Annotated in this window: 27 protein-coding genes; 24 read left to right on the top strand and 3 right to left on the bottom strand. The window is 33.4% G+C overall.

Translation table 11 applies throughout. From position 1 onward, the window contains the following. Positions 1-232: 232 nt before the first annotated feature. From ACPYKA_RS01750 to ACPYKA_RS01740, 3 genes are all read right to left on the bottom strand, one after another. Complete coding sequence (locus ACPYKA_RS01750; protein ID WP_479540698.1) at positions 233-385, bottom strand: hypothetical protein; 153 nt, start codon at positions 383-385, stop codon at positions 233-235. Between the two features lie 235 nt (positions 386-620). Further along, entirely contained in the window at positions 621-1,709 is a 1,089-nt protein-coding gene (locus ACPYKA_RS01745) for a tyrosine-type recombinase/integrase (protein ID WP_479540697.1), read from the bottom strand. 71 nt (positions 1,710-1,780) lie between these two features. Continuing rightward, positions 1,781-2,431: a helix-turn-helix domain-containing protein gene (locus ACPYKA_RS01740; protein WP_479540696.1), complete on the bottom strand. Its 651-nt coding sequence runs from the start codon at positions 2,429-2,431 to the stop codon at positions 1,781-1,783. Between the two features lie 176 nt (positions 2,432-2,607). On the opposite strand from ACPYKA_RS01740, the gene ACPYKA_RS01735 reads away from it, so the two are divergent. The 24 genes from ACPYKA_RS01735 (at position 2,608) to ACPYKA_RS01620 (ending at position 13,491) form a co-directional block, all read left to right on the top strand. Continuing rightward, positions 2,608-2,814 carry a helix-turn-helix transcriptional regulator gene (locus ACPYKA_RS01735; RefSeq protein ID WP_479540695.1) on the top strand — a complete coding sequence of 69 codons (207 nt, stop codon included), beginning with the start codon at positions 2,608-2,610 and terminating at the stop codon, positions 2,812-2,814. A gap of 41 nt (positions 2,815-2,855) precedes the next feature. After that, positions 2,856-3,068, top strand: a complete 213-nt coding sequence (locus ACPYKA_RS01730) for a helix-turn-helix transcriptional regulator (protein WP_479540694.1) — start codon at positions 2,856-2,858, stop codon at positions 3,066-3,068. Positions 3,069-3,173: 105 nt separating this feature from the next. Further along, positions 3,174-3,413 (top strand): hypothetical protein, encoded by a 240-nt coding sequence (locus ACPYKA_RS01725; protein ID WP_479540693.1) that lies wholly within the window; start codon positions 3,174-3,176, stop codon positions 3,411-3,413. Positions 3,414-3,620: 207 nt separating this feature from the next. Continuing rightward, positions 3,621-3,758, top strand: coding sequence for a hypothetical protein (locus tag ACPYKA_RS01720; RefSeq protein ID WP_479540692.1), 138 nt, complete (start codon positions 3,621-3,623; stop codon positions 3,756-3,758). Positions 3,759-3,781: 23 nt separating this feature from the next. Continuing rightward, a complete protein-coding gene (locus ACPYKA_RS01715) occupies positions 3,782-4,543 on the top strand; it encodes a Rha family transcriptional regulator (RefSeq protein ID WP_479540691.1) in 762 nt (253 codons plus the stop codon). Continuing rightward, on the top strand, positions 4,544-4,834 hold the full coding sequence (locus tag ACPYKA_RS01710) for a hypothetical protein (protein ID WP_479540690.1): 291 nt from the start codon (positions 4,544-4,546) through the stop codon (positions 4,832-4,834). A gap of 79 nt (positions 4,835-4,913) precedes the next feature. Then, complete coding sequence (locus ACPYKA_RS01705; RefSeq protein ID WP_479540689.1) at positions 4,914-5,390, top strand: siphovirus Gp157 family protein; 477 nt, start codon at positions 4,914-4,916, stop codon at positions 5,388-5,390. 12 nt (positions 5,391-5,402) lie between these two features. Then, the gene (locus ACPYKA_RS01700) at positions 5,403-6,059 is read left to right on the top strand and encodes an ERF family protein (RefSeq protein ID WP_479540688.1); all 657 of its coding nucleotides are present in this window, start codon (positions 5,403-5,405) and stop codon (positions 6,057-6,059) included. A gap of 296 nt (positions 6,060-6,355) precedes the next feature. Beyond that, a complete protein-coding gene (locus ACPYKA_RS01695) occupies positions 6,356-6,493 on the top strand; it encodes a hypothetical protein (RefSeq protein WP_479540687.1) in 138 nt (45 codons plus the stop codon). A gap of 59 nt (positions 6,494-6,552) precedes the next feature. Beyond that, on the top strand, positions 6,553-7,269 hold the full coding sequence (locus ACPYKA_RS01690; RefSeq protein WP_479540686.1) for a conserved phage C-terminal domain-containing protein: 717 nt from the start codon (positions 6,553-6,555) through the stop codon (positions 7,267-7,269). Further along, the gene (locus ACPYKA_RS01685) at positions 7,247-8,032 is read left to right on the top strand and encodes an ATP-binding protein (RefSeq protein WP_479540685.1); all 786 of its coding nucleotides are present in this window, start codon (positions 7,247-7,249) and stop codon (positions 8,030-8,032) included. Before ACPYKA_RS01690 ends, ACPYKA_RS01685 begins: the two co-directional genes overlap by 23 nt. A gap of 221 nt (positions 8,033-8,253) precedes the next feature. After that, positions 8,254-9,516 (top strand): hypothetical protein, encoded by a 1,263-nt coding sequence (locus ACPYKA_RS01680; protein WP_479540684.1) that lies wholly within the window; start codon positions 8,254-8,256, stop codon positions 9,514-9,516. Beyond that, the gene (locus tag ACPYKA_RS01675) at positions 9,513-9,914 is read left to right on the top strand and encodes an HNH endonuclease (protein WP_479540683.1); all 402 of its coding nucleotides are present in this window, start codon (positions 9,513-9,515) and stop codon (positions 9,912-9,914) included. The genes ACPYKA_RS01680 and ACPYKA_RS01675 overlap by 4 nt, the downstream gene beginning before the upstream one ends. Next, a complete protein-coding gene (locus ACPYKA_RS01670; protein WP_479540682.1) occupies positions 9,911-10,090 on the top strand; it encodes a hypothetical protein in 180 nt (59 codons plus the stop codon). The genes ACPYKA_RS01675 and ACPYKA_RS01670 overlap by 4 nt, the downstream gene beginning before the upstream one ends. A gap of 76 nt (positions 10,091-10,166) precedes the next feature. Further along, entirely contained in the window at positions 10,167-10,595 is a 429-nt protein-coding gene (ssb, locus tag ACPYKA_RS01665) for a single-stranded DNA-binding protein (RefSeq protein ID WP_479540681.1), read from the top strand. A gap of 54 nt (positions 10,596-10,649) precedes the next feature. Next, positions 10,650-10,979, top strand: a complete 330-nt coding sequence (locus tag ACPYKA_RS01660; RefSeq protein WP_479540680.1) for a hypothetical protein — start codon at positions 10,650-10,652, stop codon at positions 10,977-10,979. Between the two features lie 18 nt (positions 10,980-10,997). Then, on the top strand, positions 10,998-11,132 hold the full coding sequence (locus tag ACPYKA_RS01655; RefSeq protein WP_479540679.1) for a hypothetical protein: 135 nt from the start codon (positions 10,998-11,000) through the stop codon (positions 11,130-11,132). Continuing rightward, entirely contained in the window at positions 11,119-11,433 is a 315-nt protein-coding gene (locus ACPYKA_RS01650) for a hypothetical protein (RefSeq protein WP_479540678.1), read from the top strand. Before ACPYKA_RS01655 ends, ACPYKA_RS01650 begins: the two co-directional genes overlap by 14 nt. A 42-nt stretch (positions 11,434-11,475) precedes the next feature. Next, positions 11,476-11,895 (top strand): hypothetical protein, encoded by a 420-nt coding sequence (locus tag ACPYKA_RS01645; RefSeq protein ID WP_479540677.1) that lies wholly within the window; start codon positions 11,476-11,478, stop codon positions 11,893-11,895. Then, positions 11,892-12,119, top strand: a complete 228-nt coding sequence (locus tag ACPYKA_RS01640) for a hypothetical protein (protein ID WP_479540676.1) — start codon at positions 11,892-11,894, stop codon at positions 12,117-12,119. Before ACPYKA_RS01645 ends, ACPYKA_RS01640 begins: the two co-directional genes overlap by 4 nt. 27 nt (positions 12,120-12,146) lie before the next feature. Further along, the gene (locus tag ACPYKA_RS01635; RefSeq protein WP_479540675.1) at positions 12,147-12,305 is read left to right on the top strand and encodes a hypothetical protein; all 159 of its coding nucleotides are present in this window, start codon (positions 12,147-12,149) and stop codon (positions 12,303-12,305) included. After that, the gene (locus ACPYKA_RS01630) at positions 12,298-12,654 is read left to right on the top strand and encodes a hypothetical protein (protein WP_479540674.1); all 357 of its coding nucleotides are present in this window, start codon (positions 12,298-12,300) and stop codon (positions 12,652-12,654) included. The genes ACPYKA_RS01635 and ACPYKA_RS01630 overlap by 8 nt, the downstream gene beginning before the upstream one ends. A gap of 3 nt (positions 12,655-12,657) precedes the next feature. Continuing rightward, complete coding sequence (locus tag ACPYKA_RS01625; RefSeq protein WP_479540673.1) at positions 12,658-12,906, top strand: pentapeptide repeat-containing protein; 249 nt, start codon at positions 12,658-12,660, stop codon at positions 12,904-12,906. A gap of 24 nt (positions 12,907-12,930) precedes the next feature. Continuing rightward, positions 12,931-13,491 carry a dUTP diphosphatase gene (locus ACPYKA_RS01620; RefSeq protein WP_479540672.1) on the top strand — a complete coding sequence of 187 codons (561 nt, stop codon included), beginning with the start codon at positions 12,931-12,933 and terminating at the stop codon, positions 13,489-13,491. The last annotated feature ends 4 nt before the right edge of the window (positions 13,492-13,495 follow it).

Below are 13,495 nucleotides of genomic sequence, written 5' to 3'. Positions count from 1 at the left end.
AAAACTTTTTAACCTCTTTTTTCTTTTCTTTTTGTTCTTCTCCGCTAGCTTCTTTTATTTCCGCTTCGTCACATGCTACCAATCCTAAAGCTAATGATCCACCTAATAGTATTGTTCCAATTTTTTTAAACATTTCATTTCCCCCCAATATTTTATCTTTTAAAAAATTACTCTTATATTCTACCACATACGACAAATTATTCAATATAGAATGACGACTATTATTTATTGTTTATCTCTTTTTCTTCTTTCTTATTAATCTTGGTGCGGATGTTTTAGCAAAGAAAGCTTTCATGCTTTTCATTGTCTCTTCACTTATTCCTAATCTCTTCATTTCTTCTTTTTCTTTTTCTTCAAACTTATCCATCTCTTCCTTTTTATTCATTTTTTCGCCCTCCATTTTCAAATGATTGTGGTAACATTTATGGTAACATACGAACAAAAAAATACTTTTATTCATTTTTATATTGGTATGCGCAAATGCTTATATATCAATGTTTACGCTTGTTTTTAAAAATAAACACAACTTAAATAGTCGACTCCCACCGTCTCCATTAAATACTAACTAACGTTGGTATGATAAGCTTTTCGAAAGTGTGGTAACATTAATGGTAACACTTTTATTGTTTTGATTTAAATTCTAAGATTTGAGCAGGTTTGAAATCACCCTCCATTTTCAACACTATTTCTTTTTCCGTTGATGGATAAAGGTGGCTATACGTGTTTAATGTAGTTGATACGTCACCATGTCCAAGTCTTTGAGCTACAACTGATGCTATAGCTCCTTTATTAATTAAATAGGAAGCATGTGAGTGTCTGAAATCGTGAAGCCTTATCCGCTTAACGCCAGATTTTTTTACATAATAATCATACTTTCTATCTAATGTCGATGTAGAAACATGGTCATGAAACTCACCAAATATAACATATGAAATTTTAGGATTCCTATCAGCTTTCAACTTTGACAGCAATCTCATAACATGTTTAGGCATGATTATTTTACGTATTGATGATTGTGTTTTAGGTTTAGTAACGTTCCTATTGTAAACAGTTTTATCCACATTTAAGGTGTTATTTTCAAAGTCAACATCTCCCCATGTTAGAGCGAGCAATTCACCTTTACGCATTCCGCTATAATAAAGAGTCATGAATAACGCATAATAAAGTTGATCATCCACATGTTTTATGAATGTTTTAAATTCATCTAACGTCCAATAGTTTATATGTTTTTCTTCTTCCAAATCAACATTACCAGCAATTCTCGCAGGATTTTCTTTTGTATATTCTTGTCTTATCGCAAAATTAAATGTTGCAGATAATACTGAATGAATTTTCTTCACATGTGCAGGTGAAAACTCATCTATTATATCGTCCTGGAATTTTGTTATATCTCTTGCTCTTATTGAACGTATTTTCTTTTTTCCAAAACGTGGTATTAAATGAATGTTTACTATGCTACTTATTTTATTATAGGAAGATTCTTTTCTTCTTTTCTTATACCACTTTAAATATTCTTCAGCAACAATTTCAAAAGTTATATCCTCTTCTTCTACCTCCTCACTCTTTAATATCATTTCAGCTTCTGCTTTTATTGCTTCTCTTCTTGTCTTAAATCCTCTTCTTTTTACTTGTTTATATTTTCCGTTACGCTGCTTAATCCTTACTATAAAATAATAAGTGTTTCTTTTTTTATCTTTATAAACAGCCATTTCGTTTCCCTCCCCTTTTAATAAAAAAGGCGGGTGATCAGCCCGCCGCGATTAAATTCATGGCCAAAAATTTAATCTAACTCCACAATATAAAGGACTACCTTTCCATGTATTCTAAGGTTGTTTGCTTCATCATACGCTATTACATTATCAACAAAACGAGCATCGGATGAATCAGGTCTAAAAATAAATCTTTTGTTTTCGTTATCAATGATTATTCGTTTTACTGCATATTCTTCACTGTCACTGTATACAACGATATCTCCATTATGAAGGCTAGTTAAAGGTGTTTTCTTTACAGCTATTAACGAATTATGAGAGAACATATTGTTCATAGATTCCCCATTAACACGCATTAGGAAAACATCCTTGGAACCTGCCCATTTCCCCATCATAACATCTGGAATGCTTATTTTTTCTACTTGCTCCCTTGTTACTCCCTCTACATTTAAAGGGTTACCAGCGCTTATAGATGTTGGAATATAATCATACTGAGATGATACTGTGATTAATCCATCACTTTTAATTCCTAACAATTCATCTACACTAACATTAAAGTATTCGCTTAATCTAACTAAGTCTTTTCCTTTTGGAGAATTAGCACCACTTTCCCATTTCGAAACAGTTGTATAACTAGATGCACCTACTATATCTGCTAACTGTGGTTGCGTTAATCCTCTGGACAAGCGAAGTCTTTTGATATTTTGCCCTAAAGTTTTCATGTTTATTGTCGCCTCCTTTCGGTTATATTATAACATATACATGATTATAATGCACATTTAATTTATATATATTAATGAAGTAATAAAAAACATGAAAAAAAGTCACGAAAATACTTGCACATGATTTTAAATCATGTTACTATATAGACAGTTGAACAAGACGGAGGTGAAAACAGATGGTTACGATTGCTGAATTAAGAGCAAGACACAATAAAATGTCACAACAAGAGTTAGCAGATAAAATCGGAGTAGGAGTTGATTCTGTTAGACGTTGGGAGAAGGATATTTACACAATCTCTGCAAGCAACTTGAAAAAGTTAGTTGTATTTTTTGGTGTAAGTGCCGATGAGCTTTTAGGATTAAACAAAAAATTTTCTGCATAACATGATTTTAAATCATGTAAAGGAAAATAGGAGGTGAAATCATGAATTTAAATTTATATGTAGCCAGAAGGGAGAGCCGATTGACCCAAAAGGAGTTAGCAAAGGCTATAGGGGTTCATCCTCAATCCTATCATTTAAAAGAAACAGGGAAATCAGATTTCACCATTACTGAAGCAAAGATAATAGCAAAAAAACTTAACAAAACTTTAGATGAAATCTTTTGGGAAGAAACTAACAATCAAACACATAAATAAAACGCCTCACCACATGCTCATAAAGGTTTTTTAAAAATTAACTGTAAAGAAACAGAAATTAAATATGATATTAAAGCGAACATTTATTGAAAGAGAGGTGAGGAGATGAATTACCATCTGCCGATAAAACCAGAAAAATCTCATACAAAAATATGGATTAAATCTTACAAGATAGATAATGATACAGCATTTGAGAATTTTTCTAAAAATGCTGGAGAAGGAAAAATGACATTAGAATTAACCTTCACCAGCAATGACTATTCTTTAAATAAATATGATGTATTTATAGAGCAGTTCCTACAGTTCCTGGTTGATAAAGGGTACATGAACGATTTTAATTCATAACCTTATATTCTTTAATATATCTCCAGCAATACTTGATAACAATGAAATAGAAATACTTGAATTAAATAGTTTAGCAGACAGGGAGAAAAAAAGGAGGAATAAAAATGATCGGTTTAGTCTCCGGTTTAGTTTTAGGTTTTATTGTTTACGAAACATTCGCAATCATCAAAAAAGACAATGCTAATTAATAGGAGGGTAAAAAATATCATGGATTTAACAAAAGTAAAAAAAGTCCGTGAAGAAACGGACTTCAAAAAGGTAAATGTATTACTTTCTGTAGATTGGAAGATTTTAGAGATACTTCCGACAGGTAAAGGATTTAAGTATATTTTGGTTTTGGCTTAAAAGGTATATAGGAGGAATAGAAAATGAATGAATTAGTATTTAAACGTAATGATCAAGTTGTAACAAGCAGTCGAAATGTAGCTAGAGACTTTGGTAAAAGGCACGATAATGTTTTGAAAGAAATAGATAGATTGATAAACGATAATGGGGTTACTCAAAATATAGGAACCCTGTTTTATCAGACAACATACATCCATGAACAGAACAAACAAGAGTATAGACAATACCTTATGAATCGTGACGGCTTCACATTGTTGGTTATGGGATTCACGGGAAAGAGAGCAATGCAATTCAAAATGAAGTACATTGAAGCATTTAACGAGATGGAAAAACGGTTAAAAGAACCTATTTCGTTAGAAAAAGCGTTGCTCAATCCGGACACAATTATAAAAATAGCTACAAATTGGAAGGAAGAGCAGAAGAAAAGAGAATTAGCTGAAAAAACAATTGAAAAACAAAAACCACTAGTTGAATTTGCTGAAACGTGCATGACATCTGAAAAAAGTTTGCTAGTTAGAGAGGTTGCAAAGTTAGCTTCGAAACAAGGAATAAAAACAGGTGAAAGGAGACTATGGCAAAAATTACGTGAATGGAAATTAGTTTTCGCTAACAAAAATGAACCTTACCAGGAATATATTGATCGAGGATATTTTGAAATAACACAAGGCGTAAAAGACACAAAGAAAGGTTCATTTACTTGGTTAACAATGAGAGTTACACCAAAAGGTCAAATGTACATCATCAATCGACTAAAAAAAGAGCAAAATGAAAGGAAGGCCATTTAAATGGAATTACCTAAAGATAACATGACCAACGAACAAAAGCTAAAAATTGTAAAAAGGGCGTTAGAAATGGGAGATACGCATATCCATATATCATTTCACGATGTAAGAGAAGAAGAAGATGCGATTAAAACAATAGAAGAATTAGCTGAAATGGCAGGCGCAAAAGTTTATAACGATGGCTTCAAAAGTATATCCTGGTTTTCTTTTTCGAAATGCTGTGTCGATGTTTCAGCTTTTTATGATAAAGAAAAAATACCAAAGGTTGAAACATGGATGGAGGGAACTCAATGAATCATCCAGACATTGACCGAATCATTAAAACAGGTTATCCATCAAATGACTATTTGGAGTGGGAAAAGGAGGAAGAGGAATGAACCTATACGAACTATCAACAAACTATTTACAGATACAAGAAATGATCATGGAAGGTGCAGAAGGTTTAGAGGATACATTGGAGTCTTTAAATGATGCAATTGAAGAAAAGGCGGTAGGATACGCTAAGGTTATTAAAAATATTGAAGGGCAAGTTTTAGCGATAAAGGAAGAAGAAAAGCGACTAGCTGAAAGAAGAAGATCACTAGAAAGCAATATTAAAAGATTAAAAGAAAACCTTGAGTTGTCCATGTTGGACACAGGGAAGAAGAAGATCAAGACTAATCTATTCACATTCAACATCCAAAAAAACCCGCCTAGCGTCAAAATATTAGATGAGGAAGCTATACCAAGCGACTACTTGGTGAAACAAAAACCGAAAATTGATAAAAAAGCAATCATCAATGATTTGAAAAACGGTGTAGAGGTTGAAGGCGTAGAGATTAAACAAGACGAATCTTTGCGGATTAGATAGGGGGATTTATTAATGACTGAATTAAATTTACATCAAAAATTATTAGAGATCAGAAAGAATATAGACTCTTTTTCGAAGGACACTGAGGGATATGGATATAGCTATGTTAGCGGAACGCAAGTTTTATCAAAAATAAAGGGGAAGATGGATGAATTGGGGGTGTTATTAATCCCACAAATCCAATCGCAAGAACATGAAACATTTGACTATGTTTCAAAAGGGAAAGAAAAAACAGATTTTATAGTCTATGGATCAATGTCGTATACGTGGGTAAACACTGAAAAGCCAGAAGAAAAAATCGAAGTACCTTTTTACTATACTGGACAGCAAGATGACATTTCAAAGTCGTTTGGAAGTGGATTGACTTATTCGGAGAGGTATTTTCTAATGAAATTTTTTAACGTGCCAACAGACGAAGACGATCCAGATGCAAAAAATACTAAGGGTAAAAAAAGAAGTTACGGAGGTAGTAGTAAAGCAAGTGATAAACAATTAAAGTTTGTTAATGATTTGTTGGAAGGGAATGCCAAAAAGACAAACGGAAAATTTACAAAAGAACAATTATATGAACACTTGTTACAGAAAATGGACACTAAAACAGAAATGAAGGATTGGACAGCAATGCAGGCAAGTCAAGCGATCAAAATATTACAAGGCAAAGGGGAATAAAAAATGGCGTTTGAATTATTAATGTTTGCGACATTAGCGACTTTATACAAGATTGTGGGGGTTAAAAAATGAAAGCAATTAAGACGACTGTATACGGATGTAGTTATTGTGACCAAAAGTATTTTTCAGTAGCGGGAGCAAGGAAACATGAAAGGCAGTGTAAAAGCAAGGAGGATAAGAAATGATTGAATACATTTGTAAAGAATGCGACATATCAGAATTGGAATTGAATATCATCCCACAATACAAATGTCCATCATGTGGGAAATACTTTGAAGCCATAGAGGAGGATTAAAGTGAATCTATTATATGCATTTGATAGATATTCGATTTATGAGAAGAACGGATCAATTTATTTATGGGATGGCAAGGAATACCTTAAAACAGATATTGAAGAAATAAAAAAAGCCGTTGCAGAAACAACGGTAAAATAAAACAAACTATTAGTTTTATTATAACACGTATTGAAGAAGAAATGTATAGGTGATGAAGTGTGAACAATCTATTAATTGAAGAATATCCATTAGTGGTAATCCCTTCATTAGCTGAAAAAATAGGATTAAATGAAGCGATACTACTTCAACAAATACACTTTTGGTTAAATAAGAAGAAGCATAAAAAAGAAGGAAGATATTGGGTTTACAACACATATAAAGAATGGGCTAAGCAATTCCCTTTTTGGAGTGAATCAACAATTAGAAGGACCGTTAATAGTTTGGAGAAACAAAAGCTATTAATAGTAGGCAACTTCAACAAGTTAAAAATAGATAACACAAAGTGGTACACGATTGATTATGAAGAAGTGAATCGGATGAACAGACCATCTGTTCAAAATGAGCAGACGGACTGTTCAAAATGGACAGATGGAACTGTTCAAAATGAACAGACCATTACCATAGACTACCCAGAGACTACTACAGAGAATAACAAATATATAGTTGAGATAGTGGAATATCTCAACCATGCGGCTAATAAAAATTATCGCCATACAACTAGAAAGACAAGATCACTAATAAAGGCACGATTCAATGAAGGTTTTACCTTAGATGACTTTAAAAAAGTGATTGATATAAAAGTGTCAGAATGGGGAAGGAATCCCAAAATGAAAAAATACTTACGTCCAGAAACGCTATTTGGAACTAAGTTTGAATCCTACTTGAATCAAGAAGGAGGTGAACAGCCTAAAGATGAATATGATGACCTTTTCTAAAATTCGAGTTGTTGGACAAAGAGAATGTGAACAATGCGGATCAAATGTAAACATCATTGAAACGGTTAAAGACAATGAAACAGTTAGAGTAAGCGAATGTTTAAATTGCGAAAATGAAAAAGTGCAAAAAGAAGCAATCGCATTTAAAAAAAGAATGGATCAAAGACGATCAGAAATGATATTCGAGAAATACAGTTTGATACCTAGCGACTTACTAAATGCTAGTTTTGAAAATTATGATCCTAAAAATCAAACGCAAGCAATTGCCAAAAGAGAATGCCAGCAATATGTAAAACAATTTGGAGATAACGAAAATAAAGGTTTTTTGCTTCAAGGATCATATGGAATCGGTAAATCTCATTTAAGTTATAGCATAGCTAAGAGTTTAAAAGATAAAGGGTACACGGTTATTTTTATAACAATGCCAGAATTGCTAAACGTATTAAGGGATTCATATGGAAATAGTGGACATAGCGAAATTGACATATTAGAAGCCTGCAAGAATGCTGACTTGCTAATTTTAGATGATTTAGGTGCAGAATATGTGAAAACAGATAGCGGCAATGAATCATGGGCAGCGGATAAGCTTTTTCAAATCATAAATTCTAGATTAGACAAGGCAGTAATTTACACAACCAATCTAAGCTCTACAGAACTAAAGGAGAAATACGGAACGTATGGCGGCAGGATCGTTTCCAGGATGATGAACGGTACAAAAGTATTAAAGATGATGGGGAAAGACCAAAGGGTGAAAGGGTGGTAAGCGTGGCCTGCAAAACTTGCAACGGTTTAGGACGTTACTATGTTAAAACGTCCTATTCCACACAAATATTGATATGTGATTGCGATGAATCCAAGAAATACAACTCTATTAACTATGAATATCAAAGACAGATAGCAAAAGAAAAGATAAGAGAAGCGAGAAAAAGAGGACTAGGGAAAGGAAAAAGGATTTACGATTTAAGTTATTAGGGGGAAGTAAGAATGACTAGGCAAGAGATCATAGGGAAAATAGGAGAATTGCAGGATAAGCATAATGGTTCAATTGGATCATGTGAAGGTTGTGAAATATGTGGTGAAATAAGAAAGCTAGGAAGGCTTTTAAAGTATACAGAGAAGACAAGGAATATCTTAAAAAAAGGCGAGGACATGACAACGGATGAAATAAGGCGCTTGATAAAAAGGGGAATCAAGAGAGAAGACATAGCGGAATCATTAGGCATATCTGAAAAAGATTTGTATGAAATAACAAAGGATTTGATAGGTGGAGGTGATACAGTCGCATGGGATGAAATAACAATATCGAAAGACGAATACATGGACATGAAACAAAAAATGACAGATCCAGAAATAGCTAAAAAATTGAATGTTGATATTAAGACTCTTAGAGAATGGAAAGACGAAAACAATTTAAAGCATGTTAAATTAAGAAAAGCAAGGCCAAACATAAAGCGATATAAGGAATTAAAGAAAGATAGAATACCAGACCATGAAATTGCTAAAATGTACGACATGTCAACGCATACATTGACGGCGTGGAAGAGAGAGAACGGAATATCGGGATTGTCTATAAAGCCAGATTATCCAGACATTAAAGAGTACAAGAAGTTTAAACGAAAAGGTAAATCAGATGATTGGGTATGTAAATATTATGGCATTTCAAGAGGGAAATTATCAAATTGGAAAAAGAAAGTCGGTTTGCTTGGCTACACTGTAAAGGATGTAAAAAAGAAAGAGGGGAAAAATATGAAAACTAAAAAAGAGGATATAAAAAATAAAAAGTATGAAGAGGAAAAAGAACAGCTAGTGAATGCTTATTCGGAGAAATTATTGAAGCGTAATAAAGAATTAAACGATGAATTGCTAGAAGCGAAAAAAGAAGTCGAGAGTGCAGAAATGGCAATCAAACAGCTAAAAGAAGATATTGAACTAGAAAGAGACAAACAAAAACAAATGGAATTGAAACATGAGAATGAATTGAAAGAATATGCAGATGAAAAACAATTAGCATACATGAAAGCGAGAGAATATGCGAATGAATTGAAAGAGGCACAGGAAGAAACGAAAAAACAAACGGAACTTTACATTCAAACATTTAATAATTTGGAAAAAACCGATCGAGATTTAGAAAACGCTAAGCAGCGAATTAAAGAGTTAGAGAGCAGAGAAAAACAATTGTTGTTACGGATTGAAGAAATGAAACGAATTAATGATCCAATGCGCCATTTGCTTAAGGTGGTCTTATGAAATACACAAAAGAAATGCAGTTAGGGAAACAAAAGAAGGGGGTAAAAATACCTTCCAGAGCCAAGAGAAGTGAATTTACAAAGAAAGATAGAAAAAGAATTATAGATTTATACGGTGAACATTGTCAATTTTGTTTTAGTCCTTATGTAGAATACCACCATAGGAAATATAGAAGCCAATCCGGGCGGAACAATCCAAGAAATGGTGCGCCATTATGTCACGATTGTCACAACTATGTACACGAAAACGTTAAGGCAGCTGAATTTTTGAGGAATGAAGCAATAGAACGATTTGGACCAGATTATTATAAAGACAAATATGATTTGTGGAGAGAAGGGAAAATAAGTGATCCAGATGATAGTTTGTTAGAAAAATATTTTCGGAGTTGGGGGAAATGATTAGGAGAGTAGCAGAACATAAAGCGATAACGCTAGATGGTGACGAATTAACAGTAATAACAATATTTGAACCAGGAGCAAGCAAAGAAACAATCAAAAGCGAAACGAGGTACAGCAAAAGGCATGATGTGTTAGTTAACAATGGAAATTTTTACGACTACAATAAAAAGGCATAAAATACACCAATTATACTATATAATCAAAAACATAAAATGGAAAGGGAATGCATGTTCCCTATAGGAGGAATAAAAAATGATCAATAGATGTGTGTTAGTTGGAAGATTAACGAAAGATCCAGATTTACGATATACAGCAAATGGGAATGCGGTTTGTAATTTTACACTAGCGGTTAATAGGAATTTCAAAAATGCGAATGGTGAGCAGGAAGCCGACTTTATTTTGTGCCAAGTATGGAGAAAACAAGCTGAAAATGTAGCGAACTACTTGCGAAAAGGTAGCTTGGCAGGAGTGGACGGACGAATACAAACAAGAAGTTATGAAAACGATGAAGGCAAAATGATATATATAACGGAGGTTGTAGCCGATTCAGTGCAATTTCTAGACACAAAGAAGAGCCAAGAAAAGCAAAGTAATAACAAACCTTATACAAGCGATCCAGGGGATCCATTCCAGGGCGGAGGGGAGCCAATAGACATTGAAAATGATGACTTGCCATTCTAATGTCGAGAAAAATGTTGAAATTAATATATGAGGCAGAAATGAGGGAGGAAAAAAATGGCTATATATATTACTAGTGACAACGAAATGTTTTTTAGTAAAGAAGCTGCCAAGGAACATGAAGAAAGGTTATCCAACACAAGGGCATATAAAGTTTTGTATGAACCAGATTTGAACGAAACAGGAAAGCTAGGAAAGAAAGGGTACTTGATTGTTGAAAGTTTACATGGACATAAGCTATGGGCGGAAGATTGGTTATATAAAAAACTTGGGAGTAGGGTTGCATTCGTTCAGGGGTGTGATCCAGTTACAAATTGGACATTCGAAAGGGTAGATATAAGCGACATCAAAAAAAGTGAACTACTTGCAAAGATAGTAAAAATGTAAAAAAAGGATAGAGATCAAATGGATGAATATAACCTTAAAAAAGCAAATGCGGGCCAATTATTATACTTGGCTCGCTATACAAAATATAGAAATGAAGCTATGGCTGAATTAGATAGAAGGATTGAAAGGGGAATGACCAATGAGAAAAGATAAGTTAGATGAAATAAAAAACATATTAAATTATGAGCATGAGATATATTTTTTAAAAGGAAATGAGGTTATTCCTTACCACAAAATAACAAAAGAAAACCTTAAATGGCTTATTGAACAAGCCGAACGAGTGCAGGAGATGGAGAATGAGATGAAGCGTATAAAAATTAAATATAGAGCAACAAAAGAATCGCATTATAGTTACTCTGAAATAACCAGCCAACTAGAGCAACAAAACAAACGCTATCGTGAAGCGATTGAAAAAGCAATAGCTTATTTACAAAATATAGATATGCAGCTATAGCCGAATTGGATAGAAGAATACAGGAAGAAAAGGAGAATTTGAATGACTGATAAAAAACTGTTGGAAGAATTTAGAGAATTCATTGATTTTATGTATGAGTCTATAGACCTTGAAGATCACCAACGTTTCAATGCTATATCTGAATCAATGTTAAAAGACGGGTGGTTTAAGTGGATTTATAAACTAGCTAAAGAACAAGCTGAACGAGTGCAGGGGTTGGAAAGAGTCAATAAACAGCTAAAGGGAAACCTAAGTGTTTATAAAGGTTATTACAAAAATACGATTAAAATAAACGAGGGTATTGTTGAACAAAACAAACGCTATCGTGAAGCACGAGAAATAATGGAGCAAGTTTATAAGGATAATTATGTTAGAAATGCTTATGGCTACGAGGATGGTTATTTGGATGGTCTAGATACTGCTATGGACATTATTGATAAAGCATTGGAGGGTGAGGAATGAAAGGTGTAAGCGAAGAAAAACTTAAAGAATTAGAACAATATTTTTACGGTTACGGCAGTAGACATGACGCAACGATTTTGAGATTAATTAAACACTACCGTAGACAAAAACAAGCTATAGAACTAATGAAATTAATACCGAAAGATGTGCATAGTTGTGACCAACACATGGGTTATATTATGGGTATTTTGAGTAAATTAGAGTTGGGACGTGATTTGAAGTGAGTCAATACAAAGAATTATCGGAAATAGATGAGAAGTACAGGAGATTATTATCGAGTCCGACAAAAAAATATACTAATCGATAAAGATGATTACATTGCACTTTATAACATGGCAGAATATAGCGAGTTATTAATACAAGAGCAGGATAAAATGGATAGATTGTATTGGGGTGTTGTAGATGATTAATGACAATAAGCGAGTGTTAGAACATTTTAACAATTTGCTAGACAAAACAAAAGAGAATGAAAAAGTAGAGGTTTACCGACAAAACATAAAATATCTTGTTAATAAACTAGAAAAATATTTTACACAAACAGAACAATTACAAGAGTTAACCGATGAAATTTATCAACATTTAGAAGATAAAGAATCTCTAGAACAACAAAACAAACGCTATCGTGAAGCGTTAGAATTTTATACAAATGAGGTTAATCATGATTCCGAAATAAATATCAGCATAACTGACATAGAAGTTAAATCTGAAATACTTGAAGCTTACGGAGCAAAAGCCCGCCAAGTACTGAGAGGAGAATGAGCGATGAATCTAAAGGAAATTTTAGAAAAGCATATAAAATGGTTAAGCGGCGAACATAACGGCGAAAAAGCAAATTTAAGTGGTGCGGATTTACGTGATACAAATTTAAGTGGTGCGGATTTACGTTATGCAAATTTAAGTGGTGCGGATTTACGTGATGCGGATTTATCTAATGCAAACACTAGCAGGATACGAGGGATGAAAATATTAAACGTAGACAACATCGGAACATTCGGTGGGAAATTTTTTTAAAATAATAGCGGGGAGGAACAAACAATGAATCTAAATAAACTATTTGAATTGCAAAAAGAACTAGATCAACACATTATACGAAAAAAAGGATTGCAGGGGCAAGACTTGCTAGATAAGAAGATTCTAGCTTTGCAAGTTGAATTAGGAGAGCTTGCGAATGAATGGCGAGGATTCAAATTTTGGAGTGAAGACCAAGAACCAAGAACAGAAGTATATTATGGTCCATTGGAAATTCCAGATGTGGGAACATACGCAAATCCACTCTTAGAAGAGTACATTGACTGTTTGCATTTTATATTGAGTATTGGGTTGGAGTTGGGTTATCAAAATGTTGACCCTTATGCAGTGAATACAAGTAAAGATATAGTAACTGAATTTAATCTATTGTTCGCTAATGTAAGTAGTATCTGGCTGTCTAGCACAACTGTTACTGGAATTAAACATCATATAAAAGAAGATTATCGAAAAGCCCTCAGTATCTTTTTAGCCTTGGGTGAATTATTAGGCTTCACATGGGAACGAATAGAGCAAGCATATCTCAAGAAAAATAAGGTAAATCATAAAAGACAGGAGAACGGATATTAAAATG

Source organism: Pseudogracilibacillus amylolyticus (SeqCode) (assembly GCF_051918545.1).
GTDB lineage: Bacteria > Bacillota > Bacilli > Bacillales > Amphibacillaceae > Pseudogracilibacillus.
The sequence above is the reverse complement of the archived record's forward strand: the minus strand, read 5'-3'. Positions and strand labels throughout refer to the sequence as shown.

What these genes read in the sequence shown, in the direction of transcription:
- ACPYKA_RS01700 (WP_479540688.1), top strand. Translation starts at nt 5,403, where the DNA reads ATGACTGAATTAAATTTACATCAAAAATTATTAGAGATCAGAAAGAAT.
- ACPYKA_RS01685 (WP_479540685.1), top strand. Translation starts at nt 7,247, where the DNA reads ATGAATATGATGACCTTTTCTAAAATTCGAGTTGTTGGACAAAGAGAA.
- ACPYKA_RS01660 (WP_479540680.1), top strand. Translation starts at nt 10,650, where the DNA reads ATGGCTATATATATTACTAGTGACAACGAAATGTTTTTTAGTAAAGAA.
- ACPYKA_RS01635 (WP_479540675.1), top strand. Translation starts at nt 12,147, where the DNA reads ATGAGAAGTACAGGAGATTATTATCGAGTCCGACAAAAAAATATACTA.
- ssb (WP_479540681.1), top strand. Translation starts at nt 10,167, where the DNA reads ATGATCAATAGATGTGTGTTAGTTGGAAGATTAACGAAAGATCCAGAT.
- ACPYKA_RS01730 (WP_479540694.1), top strand. Translation starts at nt 2,856, where the DNA reads ATGAATTTAAATTTATATGTAGCCAGAAGGGAGAGCCGATTGACCCAA.
- ACPYKA_RS01675 (WP_479540683.1), top strand. Translation starts at nt 9,513, where the DNA reads ATGAAATACACAAAAGAAATGCAGTTAGGGAAACAAAAGAAGGGGGTA.
- ACPYKA_RS01645 (WP_479540677.1), top strand. Translation starts at nt 11,476, where the DNA reads ATGACTGATAAAAAACTGTTGGAAGAATTTAGAGAATTCATTGATTTT.
- ACPYKA_RS01720 (WP_479540692.1), top strand. Translation starts at nt 3,621, where the DNA reads ATGGATTTAACAAAAGTAAAAAAAGTCCGTGAAGAAACGGACTTCAAA.
- ACPYKA_RS01725 (WP_479540693.1), top strand. Translation starts at nt 3,174, where the DNA reads ATGAATTACCATCTGCCGATAAAACCAGAAAAATCTCATACAAAAATA.
- ACPYKA_RS01680 (WP_479540684.1), top strand. Translation starts at nt 8,254, where the DNA reads ATGACTAGGCAAGAGATCATAGGGAAAATAGGAGAATTGCAGGATAAG.
- ACPYKA_RS01650 (WP_479540678.1), top strand. Translation starts at nt 11,119, where the DNA reads ATGAGAAAAGATAAGTTAGATGAAATAAAAAACATATTAAATTATGAG.
- ACPYKA_RS01705 (WP_479540689.1), top strand. Translation starts at nt 4,914, where the DNA reads ATGAACCTATACGAACTATCAACAAACTATTTACAGATACAAGAAATG.
- ACPYKA_RS01715 (WP_479540691.1), top strand. Translation starts at nt 3,782, where the DNA reads ATGAATGAATTAGTATTTAAACGTAATGATCAAGTTGTAACAAGCAGT.
- ACPYKA_RS01670 (WP_479540682.1), top strand. Translation starts at nt 9,911, where the DNA reads ATGATTAGGAGAGTAGCAGAACATAAAGCGATAACGCTAGATGGTGAC.
- ACPYKA_RS01625 (WP_479540673.1), top strand. Translation starts at nt 12,658, where the DNA reads ATGAATCTAAAGGAAATTTTAGAAAAGCATATAAAATGGTTAAGCGGC.
- ACPYKA_RS01735 (WP_479540695.1), top strand. Translation starts at nt 2,608, where the DNA reads ATGGTTACGATTGCTGAATTAAGAGCAAGACACAATAAAATGTCACAA.
- ACPYKA_RS01710 (WP_479540690.1), top strand. Translation starts at nt 4,544, where the DNA reads ATGGAATTACCTAAAGATAACATGACCAACGAACAAAAGCTAAAAATT.
- ACPYKA_RS01750 (WP_479540698.1), bottom strand. Translation starts at nt 385, where the DNA reads ATGAATAAAAAGGAAGAGATGGATAAGTTTGAAGAAAAAGAAAAAGAA.
- ACPYKA_RS01640 (WP_479540676.1), top strand. Translation starts at nt 11,892, where the DNA reads ATGAAAGGTGTAAGCGAAGAAAAACTTAAAGAATTAGAACAATATTTT.
- ACPYKA_RS01630 (WP_479540674.1), top strand. Translation starts at nt 12,298, where the DNA reads ATGATTAATGACAATAAGCGAGTGTTAGAACATTTTAACAATTTGCTA.
- ACPYKA_RS01745 (WP_479540697.1), bottom strand. Translation starts at nt 1,709, where the DNA reads ATGGCTGTTTATAAAGATAAAAAAAGAAACACTTATTATTTTATAGTA.
- ACPYKA_RS01620 (WP_479540672.1), top strand. Translation starts at nt 12,931, where the DNA reads ATGAATCTAAATAAACTATTTGAATTGCAAAAAGAACTAGATCAACAC.
- ACPYKA_RS01655 (WP_479540679.1), top strand. Translation starts at nt 10,998, where the DNA reads ATGGATGAATATAACCTTAAAAAAGCAAATGCGGGCCAATTATTATAC.
- ACPYKA_RS01740 (WP_479540696.1), bottom strand. Translation starts at nt 2,431, where the DNA reads ATGAAAACTTTAGGGCAAAATATCAAAAGACTTCGCTTGTCCAGAGGA.